Annotated in this window: 22 protein-coding genes and 1 other RNA gene; 8 read left to right on the top strand and 15 right to left on the bottom strand. The window is 44.3% G+C overall.

The features are described from left to right. The first annotated feature begins 29 nt into the window (after positions 1-29). Positions 30-503: a MarR family winged helix-turn-helix transcriptional regulator gene (locus ACXAGR_RS18980; protein ID WP_474851947.1), complete on the top strand. Its 474-nt coding sequence runs from the start codon at positions 30-32 to the stop codon at positions 501-503. An 86-nt stretch (positions 504-589) separates the two neighbouring features. Here ACXAGR_RS18980 and ACXAGR_RS18975 read toward each other — a convergent pair whose 3' ends face one another. Both ACXAGR_RS18975 and ACXAGR_RS18970 read right to left on the bottom strand, forming a co-directional pair. Beyond that, positions 590-934: an RnfH family protein gene (locus ACXAGR_RS18975; RefSeq protein ID WP_474851945.1), complete on the bottom strand. Its 345-nt coding sequence runs from the start codon at positions 932-934 to the stop codon at positions 590-592. Beyond that, positions 934-1,362, bottom strand: a complete 429-nt coding sequence (locus ACXAGR_RS18970; RefSeq protein WP_119501059.1) for a type II toxin-antitoxin system RatA family toxin — start codon at positions 1,360-1,362, stop codon at positions 934-936. Before ACXAGR_RS18970 ends, ACXAGR_RS18975 begins: the two co-directional genes overlap by 1 nt. Positions 1,363-1,502: 140 nt before the next feature. On the opposite strand from ACXAGR_RS18970, the gene smpB reads away from it, so the two are divergent. Further along, positions 1,503-1,982 (top strand): SsrA-binding protein SmpB, encoded by a 480-nt coding sequence (smpB, locus tag ACXAGR_RS18965; RefSeq protein ID WP_303574297.1) that lies wholly within the window; start codon positions 1,503-1,505, stop codon positions 1,980-1,982. On the opposite strand, the gene ACXAGR_RS18960 is transcribed toward smpB, so the two are convergent. Then, entirely contained in the window at positions 1,927-3,258 is a 1,332-nt protein-coding gene (locus ACXAGR_RS18960; RefSeq protein ID WP_474851943.1) for an NADH:flavin oxidoreductase/NADH oxidase family protein, read from the bottom strand. The two genes, smpB and ACXAGR_RS18960, sit on opposite strands and share 56 nt — an antisense overlap. Before the next feature lie 181 nt (positions 3,259-3,439). On the opposite strand from ACXAGR_RS18960, the gene ACXAGR_RS18955 reads away from it, so the two are divergent. The 5 genes from ACXAGR_RS18955 (at position 3,440) to ssrA (ending at position 8,057) form a co-directional block, all read left to right on the top strand. Further along, positions 3,440-3,661 carry a VF530 family protein gene (locus ACXAGR_RS18955; RefSeq protein WP_474851941.1) on the top strand — a complete coding sequence of 74 codons (222 nt, stop codon included), beginning with the start codon at positions 3,440-3,442 and terminating at the stop codon, positions 3,659-3,661. 334 nt (positions 3,662-3,995) lie between these two features. Beyond that, positions 3,996-4,529 carry an RNA polymerase sigma factor gene (locus ACXAGR_RS18950; protein ID WP_119501056.1) on the top strand — a complete coding sequence of 178 codons (534 nt, stop codon included), beginning with the start codon at positions 3,996-3,998 and terminating at the stop codon, positions 4,527-4,529. Continuing rightward, a complete protein-coding gene (locus ACXAGR_RS18945) occupies positions 4,526-5,227 on the top strand; it encodes an anti-sigma factor (RefSeq protein WP_474851939.1) in 702 nt (233 codons plus the stop codon). Before ACXAGR_RS18950 ends, ACXAGR_RS18945 begins: the two co-directional genes overlap by 4 nt. 216 nt (positions 5,228-5,443) lie before the next feature. Next, positions 5,444-7,504: a hypothetical protein gene (locus ACXAGR_RS18940; protein WP_474851937.1), complete on the top strand. Its 2,061-nt coding sequence runs from the start codon at positions 5,444-5,446 to the stop codon at positions 7,502-7,504. Between the two features lie 195 nt (positions 7,505-7,699). After that, positions 7,700-8,057: a transfer-messenger RNA gene (ssrA, locus tag ACXAGR_RS18935) on the top strand. A gap of 358 nt (positions 8,058-8,415) precedes the next feature. On the opposite strand, the gene ACXAGR_RS18930 is transcribed toward ssrA, so the two are convergent. The 3 genes from ACXAGR_RS18930 to ACXAGR_RS18920 all read right to left on the bottom strand — a co-directional run bounded on the left by ACXAGR_RS18930 (position 8,416) and on the right by ACXAGR_RS18920 (position 10,567). Continuing rightward, positions 8,416-9,597, bottom strand: coding sequence for a tyrosine-type recombinase/integrase (locus ACXAGR_RS18930; RefSeq protein WP_474851935.1), 1,182 nt, complete (start codon positions 9,595-9,597; stop codon positions 8,416-8,418). A 13-nt stretch (positions 9,598-9,610) separates the two neighbouring features. Next, entirely contained in the window at positions 9,611-9,802 is a 192-nt protein-coding gene (locus tag ACXAGR_RS18925; RefSeq protein ID WP_474851933.1) for a hypothetical protein, read from the bottom strand. Between the two features lie 546 nt (positions 9,803-10,348). After that, positions 10,349-10,567, bottom strand: coding sequence for a hypothetical protein (locus tag ACXAGR_RS18920; protein WP_474851931.1), 219 nt, complete (start codon positions 10,565-10,567; stop codon positions 10,349-10,351). A gap of 313 nt (positions 10,568-10,880) precedes the next feature. Between ACXAGR_RS18920 and ACXAGR_RS18915 the strand changes: the two genes are divergently transcribed. After that, positions 10,881-11,108 carry a hypothetical protein gene (locus ACXAGR_RS18915; protein ID WP_474851930.1) on the top strand — a complete coding sequence of 76 codons (228 nt, stop codon included), beginning with the start codon at positions 10,881-10,883 and terminating at the stop codon, positions 11,106-11,108. Positions 11,109-11,218: 110 nt separating this feature from the next. Here ACXAGR_RS18915 and ACXAGR_RS18910 read toward each other — a convergent pair whose 3' ends face one another. Genes ACXAGR_RS18910 through ACXAGR_RS18870 form a run of 9 tightly spaced genes read right to left on the bottom strand, consistent with a single transcriptional unit; the run spans position 11,219 to position 23,516 of the window. Then, positions 11,219-12,118, bottom strand: coding sequence for a hypothetical protein (locus tag ACXAGR_RS18910; protein ID WP_474851928.1), 900 nt, complete (start codon positions 12,116-12,118; stop codon positions 11,219-11,221). A gap of 15 nt (positions 12,119-12,133) precedes the next feature. Beyond that, on the bottom strand, positions 12,134-13,315 hold the full coding sequence (locus ACXAGR_RS18905) for a phospholipase D-like domain-containing protein (RefSeq protein WP_474851926.1): 1,182 nt from the start codon (positions 13,313-13,315) through the stop codon (positions 12,134-12,136). A 4-nt stretch (positions 13,316-13,319) separates the two neighbouring features. Next, positions 13,320-16,508 (bottom strand): type I restriction endonuclease subunit R, encoded by a 3,189-nt coding sequence (locus ACXAGR_RS18900; RefSeq protein WP_474851924.1) that lies wholly within the window; start codon positions 16,506-16,508, stop codon positions 13,320-13,322. A 14-nt stretch (positions 16,509-16,522) separates the two neighbouring features. Next, on the bottom strand, positions 16,523-17,674 hold the full coding sequence (locus ACXAGR_RS18895) for a DUF4268 domain-containing protein (protein WP_474851922.1): 1,152 nt from the start codon (positions 17,672-17,674) through the stop codon (positions 16,523-16,525). Between the two features lie 16 nt (positions 17,675-17,690). Next, a complete protein-coding gene (locus tag ACXAGR_RS18890) occupies positions 17,691-18,197 on the bottom strand; it encodes a hypothetical protein (protein ID WP_474851920.1) in 507 nt (168 codons plus the stop codon). Then, the gene (locus tag ACXAGR_RS18885) at positions 18,198-19,385 is read right to left on the bottom strand and encodes an ankyrin repeat domain-containing protein (RefSeq protein WP_474851918.1); all 1,188 of its coding nucleotides are present in this window, start codon (positions 19,383-19,385) and stop codon (positions 18,198-18,200) included. 16 nt (positions 19,386-19,401) lie between these two features. After that, on the bottom strand, positions 19,402-20,397 hold the full coding sequence (locus ACXAGR_RS18880) for a DUF4917 family protein (RefSeq protein ID WP_474851916.1): 996 nt from the start codon (positions 20,395-20,397) through the stop codon (positions 19,402-19,404). Continuing rightward, on the bottom strand, positions 20,390-21,748 hold the full coding sequence (locus ACXAGR_RS18875) for a restriction endonuclease subunit S (RefSeq protein WP_474851914.1): 1,359 nt from the start codon (positions 21,746-21,748) through the stop codon (positions 20,390-20,392). The genes ACXAGR_RS18880 and ACXAGR_RS18875 overlap by 8 nt, the downstream gene beginning before the upstream one ends. Then, the gene (locus ACXAGR_RS18870) at positions 21,738-23,516 is read right to left on the bottom strand and encodes a class I SAM-dependent DNA methyltransferase (protein ID WP_474851912.1); all 1,779 of its coding nucleotides are present in this window, start codon (positions 23,514-23,516) and stop codon (positions 21,738-21,740) included. Before ACXAGR_RS18870 ends, ACXAGR_RS18875 begins: the two co-directional genes overlap by 11 nt. Positions 23,517-23,636 lie beyond the last annotated feature (120 nt).

The following is a 23,636-nucleotide window of genomic DNA, read 5'->3' as shown; positions in this document are numbered from 1 at the left end:
AATCAGCAGTTCACAGGACGGGCTTATTTATGAGAAAAGAAGAAGAATTATTGGTTGCCCTGCGTAAGGTCATCCGCGCGGTTGATTTACGCAGTAAGCAACTGAGTAAAGATGTGGGTCTGACCGGCCCGCAGTTGCTGGTAATGCAAAATATTCAGGAACGCCCCGGCATCATGGTGCGGGAAATTGCGGAAAGCATTAATCTGAGTCCTGCTACCATTACCAATATTCTTGATCGCATTGAAGCCCGTGAACTGGTTACCCGCATCCGCAGCACCACCGATAAACGAAAGGTTGGCGTGTACCTGACGGAAAAAGGCGAAGCGTCGCTGGAAAACGCGCCCCGCCCTTTACAGGAACATTTCATTGACCGGTTCAATAATATGAAGGACTGGGAACAAAGCCAGATGGTTGCAACGATGCAACGTATAGCTTCCATGATGGACGCTGAAGATATTGATGCCTCACCGTTTCTGGAAGTGGGTTCACTGCGGGACAAATAAAAAAAGCCACGGTGTTTGCCGTGGCTTCTCTTTAAGGGGGTCTGTTTCCGGTATTAACCCGCCGGATGTCACTTAACCTTCACTTATCATTCTTTTGCTTTCAGCGGATTCGGCCGGCCACCGGTCACTTTATCTGCCCGACCTTCTTCAACGGCTTTTTCAGCACGGCGTTTACGGATCTCTTTCGGATCGGCAATCAACGGACGGTATATTTCAATCCGGTCACCATCTTTAACCGTGTCGCGCATTTTGGCCACACGGCTCCAAACGCCCACTTTCGTTTTCTTCAAATCGATTTCAGGATGAAGTTCACATAAACCGGAAGCAACAATAATGCTTTCGATAGTGCTGTCTGCCGGCACCGAAATTTCCACCAGCGATTGCTTTTGTGGCAATGCGTAGGCAACTTCTACCGTTATTTCGTCACTCATCAGTACACGCTCCGTGCCCGCTCAGTGAATGCATTCACCATGCTGGTGGCCAGCCCGCTGAATACCTTACCGAAGGCCATTTCAGTTAAACGGTTACTGAATTCAAAATCCAGATTAAGCGCAATTTTACAGGCGTCATCAGATAACGGAGAAAACGTCCACCCGCCTGATAATTGCTTAAACGGACCATCAACCAGACGCATGTCTATACGCCTTGCCGGCTCCAGAGTATTGAGTGTTGTGAACCATTGCTTAATACCGGCTTTCGATACCAGTAACGACGCCTTCATGTGGCTTTCACTGTGGTCAAGAACCTGACTGTCGGCACAGCCCGGTAAAAATTGTGGATAGGCAGCTACATCATTGACCAAATCAAACATGGCCCCGGCACTGTATGCCACTAACGCACTGCGTTGGATACTTGGCATAAACTCACTTTTTTATTTCTGATAATCTGTTAAGTCTACCACGACTGTTTATTGTCACCTACCCTTTAAGCGCGCGCTATCGCCCCCATATACCATGGAAATGAAAAGACATTCTGTTTGCAATCGGTATAATGGCGGGCATGAAAAAGAACAAATCCAATCAAAACTCAACCGGCACCATCGCGCTGAACAAGAAGGCGCGTCACGACTATCATCTGCAGGACAAATTCGAAGCAGGTGTGTCGCTGCAAGGCTGGGAATTAAAGAGTATCCGTGAAGGTAAAGTGAACATTACTGACACGTACGTTATTTTACAAAACGGCGAAGCCTGGCTGGTAGGTGCGCGCATTACGCCGCTAAATCAGGCCTCTACCCACGTGATTTGCGAACCCGAGCGGGCCCGCAAGTTATTGCTGAATAAAAAAGAAATCGACCGGCTTATCGGCGGCCGCGAGCGTCAGGGCTACTCCATTGTTGCCACTGCCATGTACTGGAAAAAGTGCTGGGTGAAGCTCGAGATTTATCTGGCGAAAGGTAAACAGGAACATGATAAACGTGATGCCGTTAAAGATCGCGACTGGGAACGTCAGAAACAACGGGTGATGAAGCACAGCGTGTAACCTCAGGTTGCATCGGCGCAATGGTCTCTTTGATCTTTGCGCTGATATACGCTTTGTATACCATCGTCATCTTTCTGCGGTGCAGAATATCCAGAAACAAGCTCCAGAAACCCGTCGGGTTATGCATCGTCGTCAGATCGTTGCCTAAACGTCTCAGCTGCCGGCGTACTTTTGCCATTTTCACCAGCGATGCCAGTGTTTTATCCTGCCAGTCACACTCCGGTTTTATCCCCGCATAATCCGGCTTTTGCTGCCATTTTTTCATCAGATCCGGCGTAAATGCCAGAGCGCTTGCCATACCCGCGAACGTACATCCGTTGTCTAAAACTTGCTGCACAGTTTCCTGCCGGGCAATACCGCCTGTGGTCATCAGCGGTACGTCAGCCTGTTCAGAAATCTGCTTTGCCACATCTGCGAAGTAAGCGTCTTTACGGGATACGGCAAAACCTTCCTGCGCGGTTCCCTGCATAGCCGGAGATTCATAATTTCCGCCGGACAGTTCCACCACATCCACATTCAATCCTGCCAGCCACTGTGCTACTTCAGTTGCCTCCTGCGCAGTAAAACCACCACGCTGAAAATCTGCCGTATTCAGTTTCACCATCACAATGAAATGATTGCCGCAATATGCCCTTACCTGACAAACAATGTTCAGCAACAGACGGGCACGGTTCTTCAGAGAGCCGCCCCACTCGTCTTCCCGGCGGTTTGCCAGCGGAGACAAAAACTGACTTAACAGGTAGCCATGGGCAGCATGAATTTGCACACCGTCGAAACCGGCTTCTCTTGCACGTCTAGCCGCCTGGGCAAACTGATGGGTGATTTGATGGATTTGCTCACAGGACATCGCCTGTGGTTTAGCAAAACGTTTGGTGTATCGTCCCAGAGAAAGGGGAACATCTGAGGGTGCCCATGCCACTTCACCAATCTCACGGGGCATCTGTCTGCCCGGATGGTTAAGTTGCATGATGGCTTTTGCGCCACCGGATTTAATCACTGCCGCCCACTTTTCAAAGGCTTTTAAGTCGCCTTCCAGCGGCATAACCACACCGCCCGGGCCGGTCATAGCAGTTGCATCAATCATCACATTACCGGTAATGATCATTCCGGCACCGCCATGTGCCCAGTACCGGTAAAGTGCATAGAGCGCATGATCCGGCTGAAGTTGCTTATCCGCCATGTTTTCTTCCATCGCGGCTTTTACAATCCTGTTTTTTACAACCTGCCCGCATGGCAACGTTACCGGTGTCGCCATTGATATTTGATTTTGCTGCATGATTCCGTGTCTGAAGCTTAAGCGCGACTACTTTATAGGAAATGCCCGGCGCTTTCATGCTTCATGTGCGTTATTTTTTATTTTGCCGTTACGTAAATGATACAGATCAACAGACAGGAACTGACCCACCGGACTGGTTATCTGTTACACTACGGCGGTTTGTATTACCGGAAGCCCTGCCATGAGCCAGCAACAGCCAAATAACCCCTTACATGGTCTGACGTTAGAAAAGATAATCGTGCAGTTGCATGAACATTATGGCTGGGACGGACTGGATGAACGCATTCATCTGAACTGTTTTTATAACGAACCGTCGGTGAAGTCGTCCCTGAAATTCCTGCGCCGTACTCCCTGGGCCAGAGCCAAAGTGGAAGCGCTGTATGTTGAGACTTTTTGTCGTTAATCCATTAACCCGTACCTTTTCCGTTTTCTTTCCGGCGCACTGTCACTGCCCGTAAACCGGCTGAACACGTTTTACTATCAACAATCACATGCTGCACTATCAAGCGTGTCTTTACCGGCTTTAAATCATTGATATGACTAAAAACATGACTCCGGGGCGTGATGTGGCTTCGTCAACATTGACAAGCCACTATTACCTTTTCACTAATATGCATTTCTTTGCATCCGATCTGAGCGTTCAGTCGTTTGGTTCAGGTAGGTTCAACTTGATAGTAAACGGAATAAACGTTAATAATGTGTAAATAGTGACAGCAGACAGCGGAAACTGAGATTTCATGGAACACGAAACATTGTTTCCACTCTTGTGTGAAACGGCAAACGGCAACAAAGAAGCGTTTTCAGAATTGTATAAACTGACCAGCGGTCAGATGTATGCAGTCGCACTGAAGATGTTGAAAAGGCCTGAACTGGCGGATGAAGCCATTCAGGATGCTTATGTCAAAATATGGCACAATGCCGGACAATATCAGCGTGGTAAAGGTACTGTGTTTACCTGGATGCTCAGTATAGCCCGCTACCGTGCACTGGATTTGATGCGCTATCATAAAGTGCGCAATGAAGTGGACTTGTCTGAAGATACACATTTACCTGTTTCCCCGGACGAATCCAATTTGTCTGATGCAGAGCAGAAAAAGCTTGAAGCCTGTATGGATGAACTTGAACCTGCCCAGCGGCAGGCTATCCATCTCGCTTACATTAACGGTTTATCTCATCACGAAGTGGAAAGCCACATGGCGTCTCCGCTGGGCACTATCAAAAGTTGGATCCGTCGCGGATTACAAAGTTTGCAGAGGTGTCTGTCACTATGAATTATCTTACTGAAGCACGGAGAAACGCCCTCGCTGCTGAATATGTACTGGGTACGTTGCGGGGAAAAGCCAGAGTGCGTTATCAGAAGCTGATGATGCAATATCAGGTTATTGCTGAAACGACCGCCTTATGGGAACAATATCTCGACGGACTGAACCACAGGTTGCCGCCGGTCACTCCGCCTCCGCGCGTATGGCAGGCCATCCAGAAACGCATTAATCCTGAAGAACGGACAGATACGTCCGGTAACATTGTCGCTTTCGAACGTAAACGACGAAAGCAGTGGCGTCTGTTTTCCGGCGTGGCCGCCGCTGCCGCGCTGATGATGGCCGTGTTACTCGTTTCCATGACGGAACCTGTCACCGCCCCTGTTGAGCGGGTGGCAATATTTAATGACACCAATAATCAGCCTTTATGGATCATCGAAATTTCCGGTGACTCCCTGAATGTAAGAGTTACCGGAGCACTTGCTGCCAGACCTGACAAGGACTATCAATTGTGGATGGCGCCGGCCGGTGGCGGTGCACCAGTCTCCCTGGGACTGCTTCCCAAAAGTGGAGATATCACCCGTATTCCACCCTCGATGTTGCTGGACAAAAACGTTACGGTACTGGCCGTCAGCATGGAGCCCCCCGGGGGCTCGCCAAACGGTTCACCCACTGACGTGCTATATCACACCAACATATTTTCTGTTTAAAACCCTCATAACACGGCTACCGGCGCAGCACCACCACGTACTGCGCCGCGCCTGTTTCATCCCTTTTCATTTATTCCGTTAAATTTCAAAAATCAAAAAATTTAAAAAAATTTATATTTTTTGCATCCGGTTGCATCTTTCAGTCGTTTGGCTCGTTATACGGACGCAGAAAAGCAGGCGCGTCTTTGAAAATGCATGTCACATACGGAGACAACAATGCTGAATACACAGACGAAAAACGCACCATTCAAATATTCTCTTCTCGCAACGTTACTGGCCGTTTCGCTGGCAGGCTGCAGCGGCAGTGATGGCGACGACGGCATGGACGGTATGGATGGTGCCGACGGCCAGGATGGTACGCCGGCCCTGACCACCGGAACGTTCCTGCGGGCGAACAACGGTGATGAAAACCGGGGCACGGTGGACTGGATTGATCAGGACGGCGACATGCTGAGCAGTTTCGAAACCGGTGCCAATGAAGGCATTGCGTTGTCCTCTTCAGGCACACTTTATCAGGCAGGAGACAGCGGTGAACCCATGCTTGGCGCATTTTGCCGTATTGCAGGCCGGGAAGACGGAATGATGATGTCGTCTGTCGATTCTCAGATTATGGGAGCAAACACCGGTCTCACCAATCCTAAAGGTATAGCACTGGCTGATGACAGCGGCCTGATTTATGTGGCTGACTTTAACGCAATGAGAATTGCTGTTTTCGGCAGTGCTGCAGCAGGTGATGTAGCGCCGGTTGCTGAGATCATGTTGCCGGCACAGCCCTGGGATGTGGCCGTAGATGAAAACGCTGACCGGATGTACGTGGCACTTACCGACGGCACCATCGCGGTGTATGACAATGTTATGGGTTCGGATTTCGCGCCGTCAGTGATGCGTATTATTGTACCGTCAGATGCCAGTGGCACACAGATTTCCGTAAACAGTCACGGCATTGTCTACGACGCAGACTCGGACCGTCTGGTGGTTTCCGATGTGGGTGATGCCAGTGTTGCCGATGACGGGCAGATCTTTGTAATCAACAATGCTTCCACCGCTGACGGTGCAGTGGAACCGGCGCGCACCATCGCAGGCCCGTCAACGATGCTGGGCAACCCTGTTGATATTATTCTGTCGGGCACCACACTGCGTGTCGCAGAAAAATCCAACGACGCGATTCTTGTTTATACAAATATATTTAGTGGTGACAGTGGCGATATTGCCCCGACCCTTTCCACGTCTTCAGTAAAACCTGAATCTCTCGCAGAGTTGACGGATATGCCTGAAATGGCAGATTTTTCTGACCAGGCCCTTGCAGATGTGACCATAGGCGGTGTCAGTGCCAGCAGTAACCCTGCTACTGCCGGCGATACAACAGGCATGGTAGTGCAGTTTGATGCCTCTCTCGGTAGTCAGACTGCTATGTTCGATACTGGCATGAGTATCGAAAGCGTTGCTTACTCAGTCAATGGTGACGGCTTCGTTACGTATGATGACCCGGAAACAGCCATGGGCGGATTACTGGTAGTGAACCGGATGGCATCCATGCGCGATGACGGCATGTTCAGCCTGTCTCAGGACCGCGAAATCATGGGGGACATGACAGGTCTGGTTGCGCCAAAAGGACTGGACGTAAACAGTGAGCACGCTCTGGTGTTCGTAGCAGATGTCAATGAAGCTACACCCGCCGTCCGCGTGTTTTCGGGCTGCGCCGCAGGCAATGTAATGCCTGTGATGACACTGACAGCTTCTGACGGTGCGCGCCCTTGGGATGTGGATTACGACGCTGAAACTGACCGCGCTTTCCTCGCCCTGACAAACGGCACTGTTGCAGTGTTTGATGAAGTTACCCGCAAGATGATGAGCGGCACCAGTGAAATTACGGGTGAAGACCGCCTGCTCATACCGGCTATGAATGGTGAGGCGATTGCTGCACCCACGAATATTCACGGCATTGACTATGATGCTCAAAGTGATGCGCTGGTCATTTCTGATGTGGGCAGTGCTGCCAGTGCGACAGACGGAAAACTTTACGTTATCCCTGACGCCGGCATGGCAGATGGCCTCACAGATATGACTGTTAACATTGCCGGTCCCTCAAGCATGCTGGGTAATCCGGTAGATATTATGCTCAGCAACGGCAATGTATACGTGGCAGAAAAATCCAACGGTATGATCCTGCGATTCGATGACATTATGAATGCCGCAAGCGGTGACATGGCACCGGATTACAGCGTTGCATTCACAGCCCCTGAATCAGTAGCCGTACTGCCAGAATATTTGTGGTAAGTACTGACAGGTAATACTCAGGATATGGCCGGCAGCATGCCGGCCATTTTCTGCTATATCGTAAACTTTTTGAGCAAACAGACGTACTAATGTTGAATTAATTTGTGGCGTACACTTGAATAAGTTAGACTCCACCCAATATTCAGTAACATGTTGTTTTAAGGTTATTGAATGACCTGGAAACAGGCGATCGCCGGGGCTGATTAGGATTCGACAGGATCTAGGAAGCTGGAGGTGCATGCAGAGGAGCGGTTTGCCTCTTAAAAAGCCGCATTTAAATAGTCGCAAACGACGAAAACTACGCACTAGCCGCTTAATAACCGGCATAGGCCCTTCCCCCTAAGCTTTGTCTGCTAGCCAGGATTTTGGAAGGTCATTAAAGCAAACTAGCGAGGGAAACTCTCCTGAGGTTGAACCGCGAAATAGTATCAGGACAGCTACCAGGAACCCTGTTTGTCGGGGTCCAAAGTAGTTAAATAAAAGACAAACTAAGCATGTAGTACCAAAGGTAGACATTTTCTGGACGCGGGTTCAAATCCCGCCAGCTCCACCACACAAAACCCACTACAGCCCAACTACAACGCGGGCTGTAGTGGTATCCCCCACTACTCACCCACTCATTATCAACTACAAACCACACAATTTCTGCACACCGTGTTTTTAAAGGGCTGCGAGCATTTTCTGCGGTTAGACACAAGTGTTATCGGGAAGGCCATCTACACCATTTTCACACGCAAGAATGTGCAAAAAAACACTGAACGCAGGAAACGGTCTTTTTCATTTTGTGTGATTTAAGTGTGAATTTTGGCGAGTTTGCAGGGGGTTCATTCTTCAAATATCAGAAAGCCCAAAGCCACTGCTTGAGTAAGCAATGGCTTTGGGCTTTCTGATTGATGGTTATCAACATAACTTCATCGAGATACGATACCCTCCGATTGTTGCATTCTTTTCTCGTACCCTTCGATGTAATTACCATAATGTTCAAATAATTGCTGAGGAGATGAGTGCCCCATTAGTTTGGAAACTTTCCACAAATTAGTTCCTTGGGAAATGAGCCTTGTAGCAAAAGTATGTCGTAATTGATAAGGGTAGCGATATCTGACTCCCGCTTTTTTTAAGATTGGAGTCCACTGATGCTTACGAAATGAATCTGCATTCCAACGATTAGATTCACTGTTCAGGAAGACATAATCACTATCATGTCTGTTCATCTCAACTTCGACTAATTCAGCAACTTGCTGAGAAATCGGAATTGTACGGCATCCAGCTGGTGTCTTTGGCCCCTTCAACTGGCTGTGTACAATGGCTTCAAAAATACGGATCTGGTTAGTGAATAAGCAAACGTCCTGCTTCTTTAACGCTATCCATTCACTTGGTCTCATACCCGTTTCATTCCAAAGTGCGATTATGGCTTTATCTGTGCCTTCAGACGCACTAAGTATCTTCTCAATCTCATTCGGGGTAAATGGAGAGACATCCACATGCTGATGCCTCGTATCGACTTTCTTTTTAACCTTTACATGGTCTTTCACTTTAAAACCCGCTAACGGATTGAACCTTATGACTTTGTCAGTAATAGCGGCGTCCAATGCTGATCTCAGCAGCGAAAGTCTGTTTGAAAGTGTCTTTGCTGAATTCTTTGATTGTTCAACAAAATTAACCACTGTCAGACGATCTAACTCAGCGACAGGAATATCCCATAAACTTGCTAGCGCCCTGACATCTTTCTCATAACCAATGATGGTTGCAGGTGACAAATCTCTTCTTTCTGCATTATCCATATATTTATCAAGATACTCCTTAACTACGATCCCAGTTGTAGCTCCGCCAAAGATTTTTAGCTTTTTAGACTTAGGAAAAAAATCAGCATAGAAAAACGTTCTCTGCGCGATTTCCTCTTTAATCCGCCCCAGCTTGTTAGCTGCTGCATTCAGTCCAGCCTGACTTACCTCGAAGCCAACCGCTTCCCTACACTGAATCCCTTTGTATGTGAACGAGATTTGTATTCCTGTTGCACGCCCGTTTCTGTCGAAGCGTACAGTTACACCTCTAGCTTTCTTCAGTTTTTCTGCATCTTTTTTATATATCATCATGTTTAGCTCCTAATTATTTAGCCAGTCTGCCTGACCGTGCCCACTCAGTAATCGCTTCTAGATCAACCCAGCGCTCGCGAACATTAGGGATACATAAAAAGTGTTTCCCCTTGACCCAATAACCACGTTCTATGCGTCTCTCAACTGCTTTCAGTGACTCACCAGTCATCGCACAATACTTACTCAAAGGTACGGTCTTTAGCATGTTTCTCTCTCATCTATCATCAAATTCAGCTTGCCAGCCTGTAATACAATTCAGTAGACCGACAGTGGTTCTATACATCCCTAAGCATGAAGAGTGATCCGCCTTGAAAACTCTTAGTGATTTCAACTGACAAAGCTTTAAAAATTACATAACGCGTTCGCTTTGGCTGTGAAACTGAGTAAATGCTAAGAGAAACTTTCCGATTTCCGATGACTTTAAGTGCTTTTGTGTATGATCTGAGTCGTTGAGGAGGCTATCACCATGAATAATTTAGAAATTTTCTAGATAAAATAAATTTTGGTAATTTTTACCCTTAATCACCGCTTTACAAAAATCATTTTCGACTATTCCGGTTACAAACAGCATTAGTAGATTTGTGCTGGTCAATTGGAGTCAGTCTGAAGTGAACAAACGTAGTTACCACTGACACGATGAGACTAAGGATGCCGGTGACTCAAACCTCCAAACCAAGATGCTGAGGTTTAAATGACCTGTCACATATGATTAGCGGATGAGTAGAGTCACCGGAACACTGTTAGCACAAAATTAAAAATCGAATGGCTCACAGACACTCATTCCTGACTCCCACTCATCACATGAACCATTAAAGGCATCGTTAATGGTGTATTGACTGCAATCATCCACTGTTAATGCAGTGGATGTATCAAGTGAAGAAGATGAAGTCGCTGCATTAGAAAAATCCGAGGGTACAGCGAACGCACTGAAAGGGTTTCCGCCAATGTTCATGTGATTATTATTGACCACAGGTACGCTTCTGGCTGGCTCTAAGAGTGAAGTATGAGCTAAATTGTCTTGCTTACAAATTTGCTCATACTTCACGCCAAAATGATAAAATAATCGATGCGATAAAAGTGTCATTGCCTTCTCCAAATTTCGTTAAATGTTCACTTGAAATTTAACGAAATTTATGGCAATTTCAATTTTATTGACTGCATAGTCAGCAGCAATAAACTTGCAAAGAAGAAGCTAAAAAAGCAGCTATGCTAAGTTGAATTCAATATTTTCCCTTCAATCTTCCTATTTAGTTATGAGGTCATTAACTTAGAAAGGAGGAAATATGACATTCATTTCGTTTCGACGTTGTGAGTCACTGGGATGGCTATCAAAAGAGTTTGTCGCCTTGGGCGATATTTTAATGCTGATATGGCTAGCTCAACTTATTACACAATTTGAACCGCATCCATCTTATCCATTTATTGGATTAAGTGGCTGGTTATATATTGTGATGATATATGCATCTGGTTACATAGCTCACTTTATCAAAGTTAATTGCTATCGTATATAACTGTACCTTCAAGGCACCGACGGGTGCCTTTTTTTAATTTTCAGTCAAATTATCATCTTTAATTACTCGTCACAGCATCAAATTAGACGTGAAAATTTATTCACACAAAATTAAATTCTAGACTGCCTTTCAATAATAAAAATCATGTTCGCAAGTTCAATTAATTCTAAGTACCAACTTTTACAAAAATCAAGCTGATTATTTATATCTTCGGAAGTATCAGTACAGTTTGACTGCCCTATTCCTTGTTTTACCAACCCTTGTTCATCAGAAAGCTTACTCGAACTAACTATAACTTTCTCTATACGCGCGGATTCAGTAGACACTTTATGAACCAAGTCATTCCTAATTCTTCGTCTTTTTTTAATACTGTTAGCTATTGATTTGAACTTATTATAGTCAATATCCACTGGAACCGAAAACTCCGCAACATATCTCCTTACCTTGTAGAAAAAATCTTTATCAAAATCAGTTTTATCATTCACTTCAATTTCAATAGCTTTTTCTTTAAATATTTGAATAAGATACTTACATAAACGGTCTGATAGAGTTGATAGATATATTACCGTCGTATTATAATTTAACCAGTATATTGACTTATCATTTACTTGAAGCTTTACAGGTTCACCAAGAAATTTTTGATACCTTGACTCTCCCGTACAACCTGAAAAAATAACGATAAGTTGTCCTAAAGATAAATAAGACAGTTCAAAAAGCCCTGCAATATCTGCTGATATTGTAGATAACTCCAATTCTTCGTCTGTAGCCCTATGATTGAACTCTGATACATTCTCTTCAGTTTCAAGGTCAAAGTAAGCTCGTTGAAGGTTAATTCTAGGGTTTTCTATCCAGTGGCAAATTCCCAGGTAATCAGGTTTTTTTTCTTCACTATCCAGATACCCCATCGACTCTATTGCATATAATTGATGCTCTCTTAAAAGTTTCCTGACTTCACCCTCAAATAATGAAACTAATTTTTCAGTGGGTATCAAGCTGACAACATTACTCATAAAATTGCTAACCCTCTAATATTTATTCAAAACCAGAATCGGATGTCCGTAGACTTCTATCACCCTAACTTCATAAAATTCTTCAACTTCAAAATATTCCGCCGAAGTCTCTTTATCTATGGACATATGATTCATCCTCTCAAATTTAAAATCACCAAAAACTAAGCCTGCAATGATACTTTTAGCTTTTTGTTCTTCTGAAAAGGCGATCGATATTTCAGATTTCAAATCTGAAATCTTAAAATCAAGTTCTCCATCATTGAATAGTATTTTTAAATCACCAAGATTAGATTTGAATTCAATTTGAGCACCTTTTTCCCCACAAGAACAAGTAACTTCATATTCATAGATAAAGGACTGACCTATTGGGATATTAGTGCCACTCCATCTCACAGAATCACTCAAGTACCTTATTCGGGTCTTTGCTACTCTGCAAAAGGCCAATCTATTTCTGTTAAAAAAGAACACTGGATAGAAGAAAAGTCGTTTGATTTTTTGACCATCTTTCCAAAATATCAACTGAGAGTCGTATACGTATAGGCCATTATCTTTCGCTTCGAGATATGCAATATCATTAACTTCATCGTTCACGATGATGGAGGAATTTTCAGCCTTCAATCTTATTTTTTCTAGACGATTTAGGTACCTAATTTTATCTAAGCTGGCCTTTTTTTTATTCAGACTACTTTGTAGTAATTCTGCCAAACGTTCTAGCTCTTCTAACTTTGGTTCAAGTTCTGCGAGAATTTCGTAAAGATCCTCAGCAAACACTTCACGGCTAGAATCCCACCATTCTTCTAGCTTTTTTTCCGCCCTCAGCTCTCCATCTGAAAGCAACATTGAGACCTCTGAGTTAACTTTGCCTCGTCGAGTAAAATTCTGCGAACCAACTGTTTTTATTGCTCCATCAATCAGCAGAACTTTTGCATGAAGTCCTTTAAGAGAACGAACTTCTACCCCCATTTTGATTAATTTAATCGCAGCCTTTAATTGAGCCAGTGCTTCTATCCAATTAGGAGTATCAACATCTGTTAAAACCTGCACGGTTTTGTTTGCAGATATTGAGGTTTTAACCAGATCGATTAAGCTCCGATCAAAGTAAGGCGTAATGACTCTTATCGACTTTTGGCTTTTCCTTACGCTTTTTTTCCAATCAGCATAAATATTCTGAGCTTTGACTGAGACTTCTTGCTTCATACAACTAGGTAGTCCAACTTTCACTCAATACCTCGGCCTGCTTAAGGCAAAGGTCGATAGCTTCATCTGAGCGGTCTGGTGGGTATTTCCATTTGCGGAGTGCACGGCGTACGAGGTTGCGCAGTCTTGCACGAACGCTGTCCCGTTTCTGCCAGTCAACAGTTGTAGACTGACGTAGTTTTTCAGTTATGTGTTTGGCTAGGTTACGGAGATTGTTGTCGCCAAGTTCTCTCACTGCACTTTCGTTCTGTATCAATGCGCGATAGAAAGCAATCTCATCAGCATTCATGCCGAGTTGTTCGGCCTGTTTGAGGTCATTCTCCATGTCTTTCGCCATCTTGATGAGTTCTTCGATAACCTGGGCAGTTTCGATGGCGCGATTGTGATACTTGCGCAACGTTTCCAGAATGCGCTCTGAATATGCCTTCTCAGATACAACATCATTCTTCATCTTGGCTTTGATGTCGTCTTTGAGCAGCTTCTCCAGAAGTTCTACGGCTAAATGTCGCTGCTTCATGTTTCTGACATCATCGAGAAACTCTTCTGACAACAGCCCGACATTGGGTTTGTCTAAACCAACTGACTCAAAGACGTCCACAACGCCACCCGCGACAATAGCGTTATCAATGATTTGTTTTAGCGCGGAGTTTTTATCGTCTTCCGATTTTTTCTTACCACCACTATGTTTTGCAAATGCAGATTTCACTGCGCTGAAAAAAGCGATTTCCTTCTTGTACTCAGCAGTCTCATCTAACGTACTACATAGTGAAAACGCCTTTGAAAGCGGTAGCATCGCATCGAGGAATCGCTTTTTACCGTCCAACTTACCGTTCCCTGGGTTGGGTAAGCCCAAAATGTGGTTCATAGCGCCAAGAAGAAGCTTGAGGGCATTGGCTTCGTAATCTGAATAGTCAAAACCAACCATTAGCGCTCTGATGATCTCAAGCTTCTCAAGCATGATCGCAAATGCTTCATGGTTATCATGTGTCGGCTTCCCCCTCCCCTGCGAATCAGCATAGGTTTTGAGGGCATTTTTCAGTTCATTTGCTATGCCGATGTAATCAACCACCAATCCACCAGGCTTATCTTTGAATACACGGTTAACCCTTGCGATAGCCTGCATGAGATTATGCCCTTTCATAGGCTTATCGACATACATGGTATGGCAAATGGGTGCATCAAATCCTGTTAGCCACATATCTCGCACAATCACAATTTGCAGCGGGTCATTGATATCTTTATAGCGCTTCTCGAAAGACTTCTTGGTTTCTTTGTTATGGATGTGAGGCTGCAATAACGGCTTATCGGATGCAGAGCCTGTCATAATCACTTTTACAACACCCTTTGCGGGGTCGTCGTCATGCCAGTCGGGGCGAAGCGCAACTAACGCATTGTACATATGAACGCATATCTCTCTGCTCATACATACAATCATTGCTTTGCCTGGGAAGGTGGCTATTCGTGTTTCAAAGTGATTAACCAAGTCTTCGGCAACTTCGGCCATTCTTGGCTCAGCCCCTACCAGCTTTTCAAGTGCCGCCCATTTAGACTTGGCCTTTTCTTTCTGCGCAGTGTCTTCCTCATCTTCAAAGACTTCATCAACATCAGCGTTAAGCTTTTCAATGTCATCCTGTCGGATATCGAGCTTTGCCAGGCGTGATTCATAGTAAATCGGTACGGTGGCACCGTCTTCCACCGCATCCTGAATATCATAGATAGATACGTAGTCACCAAACACTGCACGGGTATCTTTGTCTTCGGCTGAAATGGGAGTTCCTGTGAAGCCGATAAACGATGCATTTGGCAGCGCATCGCGCATATATTTGGAGTAGCCATATACGTATTTGCTATCAACCACCTTGCCGTCTTTATCTTTAATTTCAACATAACGGGCTTTATCGCCATATTGGCTACGGTGTGCTTCGTCACTCACAACAACAATATTATTGCGGCCACTTAGTACAGGATGCTCTGTTTCCCCCACTAACAACGCAAACTTCTGAATTGTGGTGAATACAATGCCGCCGGATTGTTTAGAGGTAAGAATATCCCTTAATGAATCTCTGTCTTCGGCTTGCACAGGTGTTTGTTTAAGTGTTTCCGATGCCATCGAAAAGGTATTGAACAGCTGACCGTCCAGATCGTTTCTGTCGGTTACTACCACAATGGTCGGATTATTCATTTGTGGCTGAGCCATCAGCTTACCTGCATAGCACAGCATCGAGATAGATTTACCCGAACCCTGGGTGTGCCACACCACCCCTGCTTTACCTGATCCTGGTTTAACCTTATTTATCCAATTAGCTCGCGGTTCTTTAAATTCATTGGTTTCATCAACCATTTTGCTGGCTACAACCGTCGCTTCTACTGCCGCCCTCACTGCATGAAACTGATGATAAGCCGCAATTTTCTTGATTAGCTCACCGTTACTCTCTTCAAACAATACGAAGTAGCGGATGTAATCCAGGAACAGTTCAGGTTCAAAAAAACCTCTGACGACGGTTTCAAGTTGATATTCCATCACTGGCTTATCATCTTCATCTTTCACAGTTCGCCACGGCAAGAAACGTTCTTTATTGGCCGTTAATGAGCCAACCTTGGCGGCAAAGCCATCGCTGATAACCAGCGCTTCATTAAAAGTAAAAAGGTCTGGGATCTGTTCTTTATATGTCAATAACTGATTGAATGCGCTATCGATAGTAGCGGCTTCAGTGGCCGGATTTTTTAACTCAATTACAGCCAGGGGAATGCCGTTAATGAAAACCAGTATATCGGGTCTGCGATTTCCCTTCGTACCTGTAATTGTGAACTGATTGACGATAAGAAACTGATTCTTGGGTAACGTATCAAAGTCGATGAGTCTGACATAATCAACTTTATCCTCACCGTTCTCTTTATATTCGACCTTAACCCCTTCCAACAGATACTGATGAAACAGCTTGTTGTTCTTACTAAGTATGGGAGTTTCAGGCTGGCTAATAGCACTGATCGCAAACAGGAGTGCATCTTCCGGCAAATGCGGATTGATAAGCCTTAGTCGTGAAAGTAATCTATCTGTCAGGATAATTTGCTGGTAGTCATTCCGCTCTGGTGATGAACCGTCGGGAGCGATGTCATAGCCGTTTGCATATTCGTAACCAGTTTCTTTGAACCAGTCGATACAGAGCTGTTCCAGTTGGTCTTCCGTGATCATGACAAATCCTCTTTCTAGTTATTATTCTTAATCTGGCCGTTTGCCTGCAACAAGTGCTGCTTTATCGCTTTTTCAAGCCGAATCATGTGCTGAATCATCCAGCTTATAATTTCAGGCCAGGAATCACGCTCATAACCCCTAAATTCTTTTGAAAACTGAATCCGGCTCGCTTTTTTCTCATCCAACCTAAGCCATTCAAGTTCGTCCCCGAAGGCTGATTCAATATTTTCACGATGCGTTGCGAGATAATCGTATATTGCTTTGTTCTCTTCGGCAGTTGAGCGATTCATCCCCACTTCCACTCTTGCCTCCTTCGTTCCGAAAATAAGCGTGAAAGGACATGAACCTACACCTGAACCTGCATTCAGCCAGTGGTCTTTTGTGGGATTAACATTATCGAATAGATTGCACTGGCTGCCTCTCAACGCTTCGAGGGCTTGTTCCCAAAATGCCAGGCGGATCTTGTGTCTGTTTTTAAGCTCCTGCTCAGTCACCTTTTCATCCGCTTCTTTGGCACTTATCCCTATCATCAGCTCTTTTGCTTCAGGGGTTGGAATAATTTGCTCTACATTCAGGAACAGCTCTTCATGCGGGTTACCTGCAACATCCAGTTGCATGGCAAAGGGGGTAACTTTAAAGCACTGTAACTGTATACCGTGCCCTAAAAGCCACAACGCGGTGCTGGTCACTTCTTTGCGGTAATTCGCTGCCACAAAAATGAGCCGCTGTGCATTACCGGAATTGAGCACTACTTCACCCATATCAGGAACTTCAAGAAACTCACAGACCAAAGCATTAGCGTCACCGCCCCCGCAGTACCGATTGAGGTAGCTTTGGTAGATATCAACGATTTGCTTTTTGCTGAGGCCCGAACAGTACGATGCATATTTCAATGCCTGCCAGATAACATCACGGCCCGTATCATCAAGCTTATTTTCGATGATGACCAGGTTACCATCCTTATCAAGAGCCAGCAGATCCAGTCTTTCACGGGTGTCATCAAAGCCATCAAATTCTTTTTGAATGATCAATAATTCTTCACCAAATGCATCAGGCTGATACGCCAGCCATTCCTGAAGATGATTTCGTTCAGAAAAGCCCAGGTCAGTGAAGCGCTTGTTTTGAAGGCGGGTGATACGGTTTGTGGATTTGTCTATTTTGAACATTTAAAGCTTCCCTTCTTCATAATGGCAACCCGAACAGCCAGCCTATTACTGAAAGTGGACTAAATGGATTTACAACCTCATCAAACAAAGTGTCAACTACGACTTCTTCAAGCTCAGAATTTGAAATCCCAGAATCTATCACACCATCAACATCAAGATGCCCGAATACTTCTGATGTGGTGACAATATCGATGTCAGGATTTTCTGAAAGCGTTGATTGAATGTAACTTGCGCTGTCAGTAGCCTTAAGCTGAAGTTCATTGAAACTACCATCATCATTAAGGATGCTGATATCAGTAAGTGGATGATTAGTGGTTTCAAAAAGGCTTGCTGATATTCCCTGTTCGTTGAGCACATCAAGATATTCCTGTTCAAATAGGATACCCTTAATATTACTCAAGTGTCCGGTAACAGATGAGATATCGATGTTTTCGAAATGCTCAATGATTTCTGCCGGAGTTGCACTACCTAATTCAACATAGCCTCGCCTCACGGCTTCGAACACATCTGAAGCAGCAATCACTCACTTAACCTCTAACAGCTGACAGATAATTTCAAGGTTATATTTCAAATTCGAATCTCTCGTTAAACTTTGAATATAGTCTGCGAGAAATAAAGCCGTCCTATCCTTATCATTTTTATACGTTGTAATTGCACCAGCACTTAAAAGAAGCTTTGTAGCCTCCAGATAACCTTTGACTGCGGTATGCATAAGCGGCGTCCATTCGCTAGTCGCAACACAATTTACATTTGCGCCTTTATCTACTAAAAGTTTCAACATTTCAGGTTGGTTAGTCTCCACAGCAACCCAAACAGCAGTGTGAGCATTGATATCAGCCAGATTAACATTCGCACCTTTATCAATAATCTGTGTAACTAATTCAATATTACCAAATCTGATAAGTCTCATGAGCGGCGTTACACCAGACTTATTTTGAAAGTTCACATCAGAACATTTTTCAATAAGGAGTTTGATAAAATCTACATCACCACGCTTAATCGCTTTTAACAGAAGTGAATCACCATTTTTATCTGCCACGTCAGCGTTAGTGCCCATGTCGATGAGTGCTTTAGCTATATCCAAATAGCCAGCTTCAAACGATGAAAGCAGAGCAGCTTCAGCATATTGTGACGGAAAAGTTGCGCCTGCTTCACGCAATATCTGAACAATATCAGTGCGATTTTTAAAGTACGCACCAGTCAATGCATTCCATCCATCATTTGAGCAGATATGAATATCCGCTTTATTGTCTAATAAAAAACGAACAATGTTAGTTCTGCCCTTAATCGATGCCCAGATAAGCGGCGTCCACCCCATACCATTACGGATATTTATCTCAGCACCGTGTTCCAACATCTGCTTCGCAAGTTCGAAATGTTCAGCTTCGAGTGCAGATAATAGAGGATATCTCTTTCCGTCAGATATGTTGGGATTAGCGCCTTTTCGAAGCAATTCAGCCGCTAGTTCAATGTAGCCCATTTCAATAGAATGAATAATAGGCTGGGCATGATACTGGTTTACATCGAACGCCTCACAATTGAGGAGAGTTTGAGCAATTGACTTAAAACCTTTTTGCAAAGAAATTACATAAACGCTTTTTCCATTTTCGTCCTTTTCGTTACAAAGGCTAGGGTCAATTTCTAAATGCTTTTGAACTGCCAGTTGATTACCATTTTCAATTTCGCTTAGCAGGAACACAGATTCTTTCATTATCTATTTTTTCTCACTATTCCAAACTTATGTTATTCCAGCAACCTTCGCTACCAGAATTGAAAAAGACAATTTCATCAATATCTAATTCCGAAAGAACTCGCTCAATGTTGCCTGCTATAACTTGGTCATTGTCATAAATTGACACGGCTACACGTCGAACAGTGGATTTCTGGATTTGGTTTAAGAGGTGTGCATCTTGGTCTCCAACATTCCAACCATAAATCACTAACGTTTCACCGAGAGAAGGAAGAACCTCATAGAATACTTTCTCAAGGTAGTCTGAACTGGCTATTGAAAGCTGTTTTCTATCAGTTGTTCCTTCGCAAACAAACAAAGGGGCAAATTCACCTTGTTCCCAAACATTTAATATCGCGTCGAGCAAACCACCAGAATCACCACTTGTAATCTTTCTGGACTCTGCAAATCCTTCTCTACAGAGTACTAGGTTGCCATGCGGATAAAAGAATAGAGTTGCCCCATCAGCACGATATGCTTCACGAAGATCAGCCCAGTCATTTCTAAATCTTGAGCGATTAAAACAATCCTTAAACCAATTACCTAATTCTCGATTTGCTAGCTGAGTGGCCCAATACACAAGCAAGTCGTAGTTTAAGCTTATTACAGTGTCGAAACGTTGCATAAATCTAAAGATGGGAGCTAAATGTGGACGAGCGTCACCGTAAGAAACATGCACATCGCGCACGGTATTTATCAATGCAGTGCGCACCAATGAGTATGCTTCTTCAACTCTTCCAGGCTCAATGCCCAGTGCTTCATTTACTTTTTTAGCCTGCCATAATCTTCGTAAGACAAGCTCAAAGTCTGAGACATGAAACTCTTCGAATACTTGTTGTACCCGATCATTTATGTATCCAAGCCTACAAGCTTCATCGAATAATGACTCGTACCGAAAGCAATCGTTTACAGCAATACTAGAACCATTGCCTAACAACAATGTTCCTCGATGATATCTGTCTGAAATTTCATTCCATTCAACAATATCAGGCACTTGTATTTCCCAGTTCAATATCACCTGTAAGTAATTTAGGTAGTAAAGAGTCCCGCAGTTCTGTCAGTGTTCTTACCTGCTTTGAATTTATGCTAATGCGACTATCCAGCAGAGAAATAATTTCTTCAAAACTTCTAATTAAGTCACTCGTTGGATTTACGAATGGGAAGTTTTTCAACTGAGTTTGATTTATGGAATTGAAAACCGTCCCTTCAGACCCTGAGTTTGCCAATTCGCTTTCAAAATGACTTATGAACGAATAAGTAAAACTTTTAAAGTCGGACTTATGGCGAATCGCAGCCAATCCTCTTCCTAAACAGCAACGCTCATCTGCCATATTTTTATCTCCCACTGGTGCTCTAACACTAATTAGTGTATCGCCTTTCTCCGCGATTCTTTTGGGGTCAGTTGTATATACCCGTGGAAGAGGAAACCTAAATCCAAAATCCCTTCTTCCTTGATAGAATACGATCCCATCTCCATCCTCATTATAGGTATCCCCCTTGGGGCTTTGTCCCATCACCACTTCAAAATAACATCCTAGTGAACTTGATTGCCATCCCTCTGGAATTTCTCCCAACTCACTATCTACCAGCTGGTTTGGAAACAGATCGGCGATCGTTTGCAGTTGTTCTGTTGGGATGATGTCGCCTGCGCCTGCTATTGCCTGAATAGCGGCTTGTTGTTCGGTGGTGGCGATTTGCTCTGGTGTGGCTGCTGGGTTTTCTGCCAGTAACGCTTCGCGGTCGGCGATTTTAGCTTTGGTTGGTTCAAAATCTACAAACCAGCTTTTGAAGATGGCTTGTGCGATTTCCTCCAGAGTTTCTGCTATTTTTTTATTTAAGGTAATTTTTCCATCAAATTCTGAAAGAATATTGGATATATATCTCTGTGCCTTTAATTCTGGTGCTTTAAATTTTATCTTTTCAAACAATGATTTTTTTAATATTGGAGTTCTTGTTGCCGTAGCCCCTAAGTTAAATATCTCAGACCTTTTGCTTTTGAGCACATAATACAAAAAATCAAAATCAATCTTGCTCTCATCAACGATAACAGTATTAATTTGTTGGTTTGAGGCGGCTCGGCTTCTTACAATTGCGGATTTTCCCATTTGCCATCCAATACATGATACTGCAATACCCTTATCAAAAATGATGCGAGATAGAACTTTTTCCCCATCAACAGAAAGAGTTCTGGAGGTTTTCACAATTTCCTTTTCATCTTCCATATCAGTTGGCGTAACAAATAAGGTGCTTCCACCAAAATACTTTTCTAGAGTACCAGGCGGTGTTTTTCCTGTAATTACCTTTGCTACTTCCTTAATCTCGTAAACTGACCACTCAGAACTCATAACCCAACCCCTTCAGATTTTCCTTAATCTGCTGCTCCAGTTGGCTACTTTCTTCAAACTGTTCTTTTAACTGAGACGTTAGTCGCGCCATTTTTTCTGCAAAAGGTTCGCCATCGTCTTCTTGTTCCGTTGCACCTACATAGCGCCCTGGCGTTAGCACAAAGTCGTGCTTTTCGATTTCTTCCAGCTTGGCTGATTTACAGAATCCAGCGATATCTAAATAAGGTTCTTCTGGATCGACTATCAATCCATCAATGTCGCTGTCTGCTTCGGCCTGTTTTTTCCAGGCCATCACAGCTTCTTCGCTGTAGAAATCTTTTGATTGCCACTTGTGAAAGGTCTCGGCTACTCTCGCAATATCTTCTGGGGTGAAATCTCTGAGCACGCGATCTTTCATATAGCCAAGGTTACGAGCGTCAATGAACAGCACTTCGCCTTTTCTGTCTCGCAGGTTTCGGCCATAGTCATTTACCCGTGTGCCTTTGTTTTTGGTTAAAAACCAGATACAGGCGGGAATTTGCGTATTGGTAAACAGTTGGCCTGGCAACGCTACCATGCATTCAACCAAGTCGTTTTCAATAAGCGCTTTACGGATTGCGCCTTCATTGTTGGTGTTTGAACTCATGGAGCCATTGGCTAGCAATAAGCCGAGTGAGCCATTTGGAGCCAGGTGGTAAAGCATATGCTGTAACCACGCAAAGTTAGCGTTACCTGAAGGTGGTGTTCCGTATCGCCAGCGCGGATCGTCATCGGCAACGCCTGCATCCCACTCTTTCATATTAAACGGGGGGTTTGCCATGATGTAATCGGCACGTAAGTCTGGGTGCTGGTTATTGGTGTAGGTACTGGCAGGCTCTTTACCGAAGTTAAAGTCGATGCCTCGTATCGCCATGTTCATGGCGGCTAACTGCCATGTGGTGTAGTTGTATTCCTGCCCGTAAATGCTCACATCACCAATACGACCACCGTGTTCTGTAATGAATTTTTCAGACTGCACGAAAAAGCCGCCGCTGCCCATTGCTGGATCGTAAACGCGGCCTTTGAAAGGCTCCAGCATTTCAACAATCAGCGATACGATGGATTTTGGCGTGTAATATTGGCCGCCTTTTTTACCCTCTGCTAAGGCAAACTGCCCCAGGAAGTATTCATACACATGCCCCAGAATGTCTTTACTGTTCATGGTGGCATGGTTAAACGGAATAGTAGCAATCAGGTCGATGAGTTCGCCTAGTTTGCTCTGGTCAATTTTTAAGGTGGTGTACTGTTTGTTGAGTACGCCTTTGAGTTTGGCATTGTCGCGTTCGATGGCTTCCAGTGCGTTATCAATTAGCTGGCCCACTGAGCGGATTTTTTTACCTGCTTTGCCTGTGGCTTTGTCGCCACCAATTTCGATTTCACCACCATTGACCACTTTATTGTTGTCTTGCAGGAATGACCAGCGCGCTTCTTTAGGCACCCAAAAAACGTTCTTCTCGGTGTAGAAGTCGCGTACTTCCAGTTCGGAGTTTACTTCTTCCAGGTACTCAGGGTCATTTTCACCTTCATCAAAGTCTGCCGGATCGATAAAGTATTCATCATCGGGATTGCTGAACGCGGCTTTTAATTCTTGTTGGCGAATGGCAAAAGCATCGGAAACGTATTTGAGAAACACTAAACCCAATACCGCGTGTTTATACTGGGCGGCATCCAGTGTTGAACGTAGTTTATCTGCGGCATTCCACAGCTTCTTTTCAAGACTATTGAGAAATTCTTGTTCGTTGTTATCCACTACTTTGTCCTGTTCTTCTTTTCTGCTACTGGCCCTTTATCGCCAGTACCATTTAACTATTTGATGTTACCGTGCCCGTTTAACTAATTTGAGTAGTTTATGCTTATAGACGGTTTAACT

The organism is Alteromonas sp. ABH4_457 (assembly GCF_056160625.1).
This window is presented reverse-complemented; position numbering and strand designations above follow the sequence as displayed.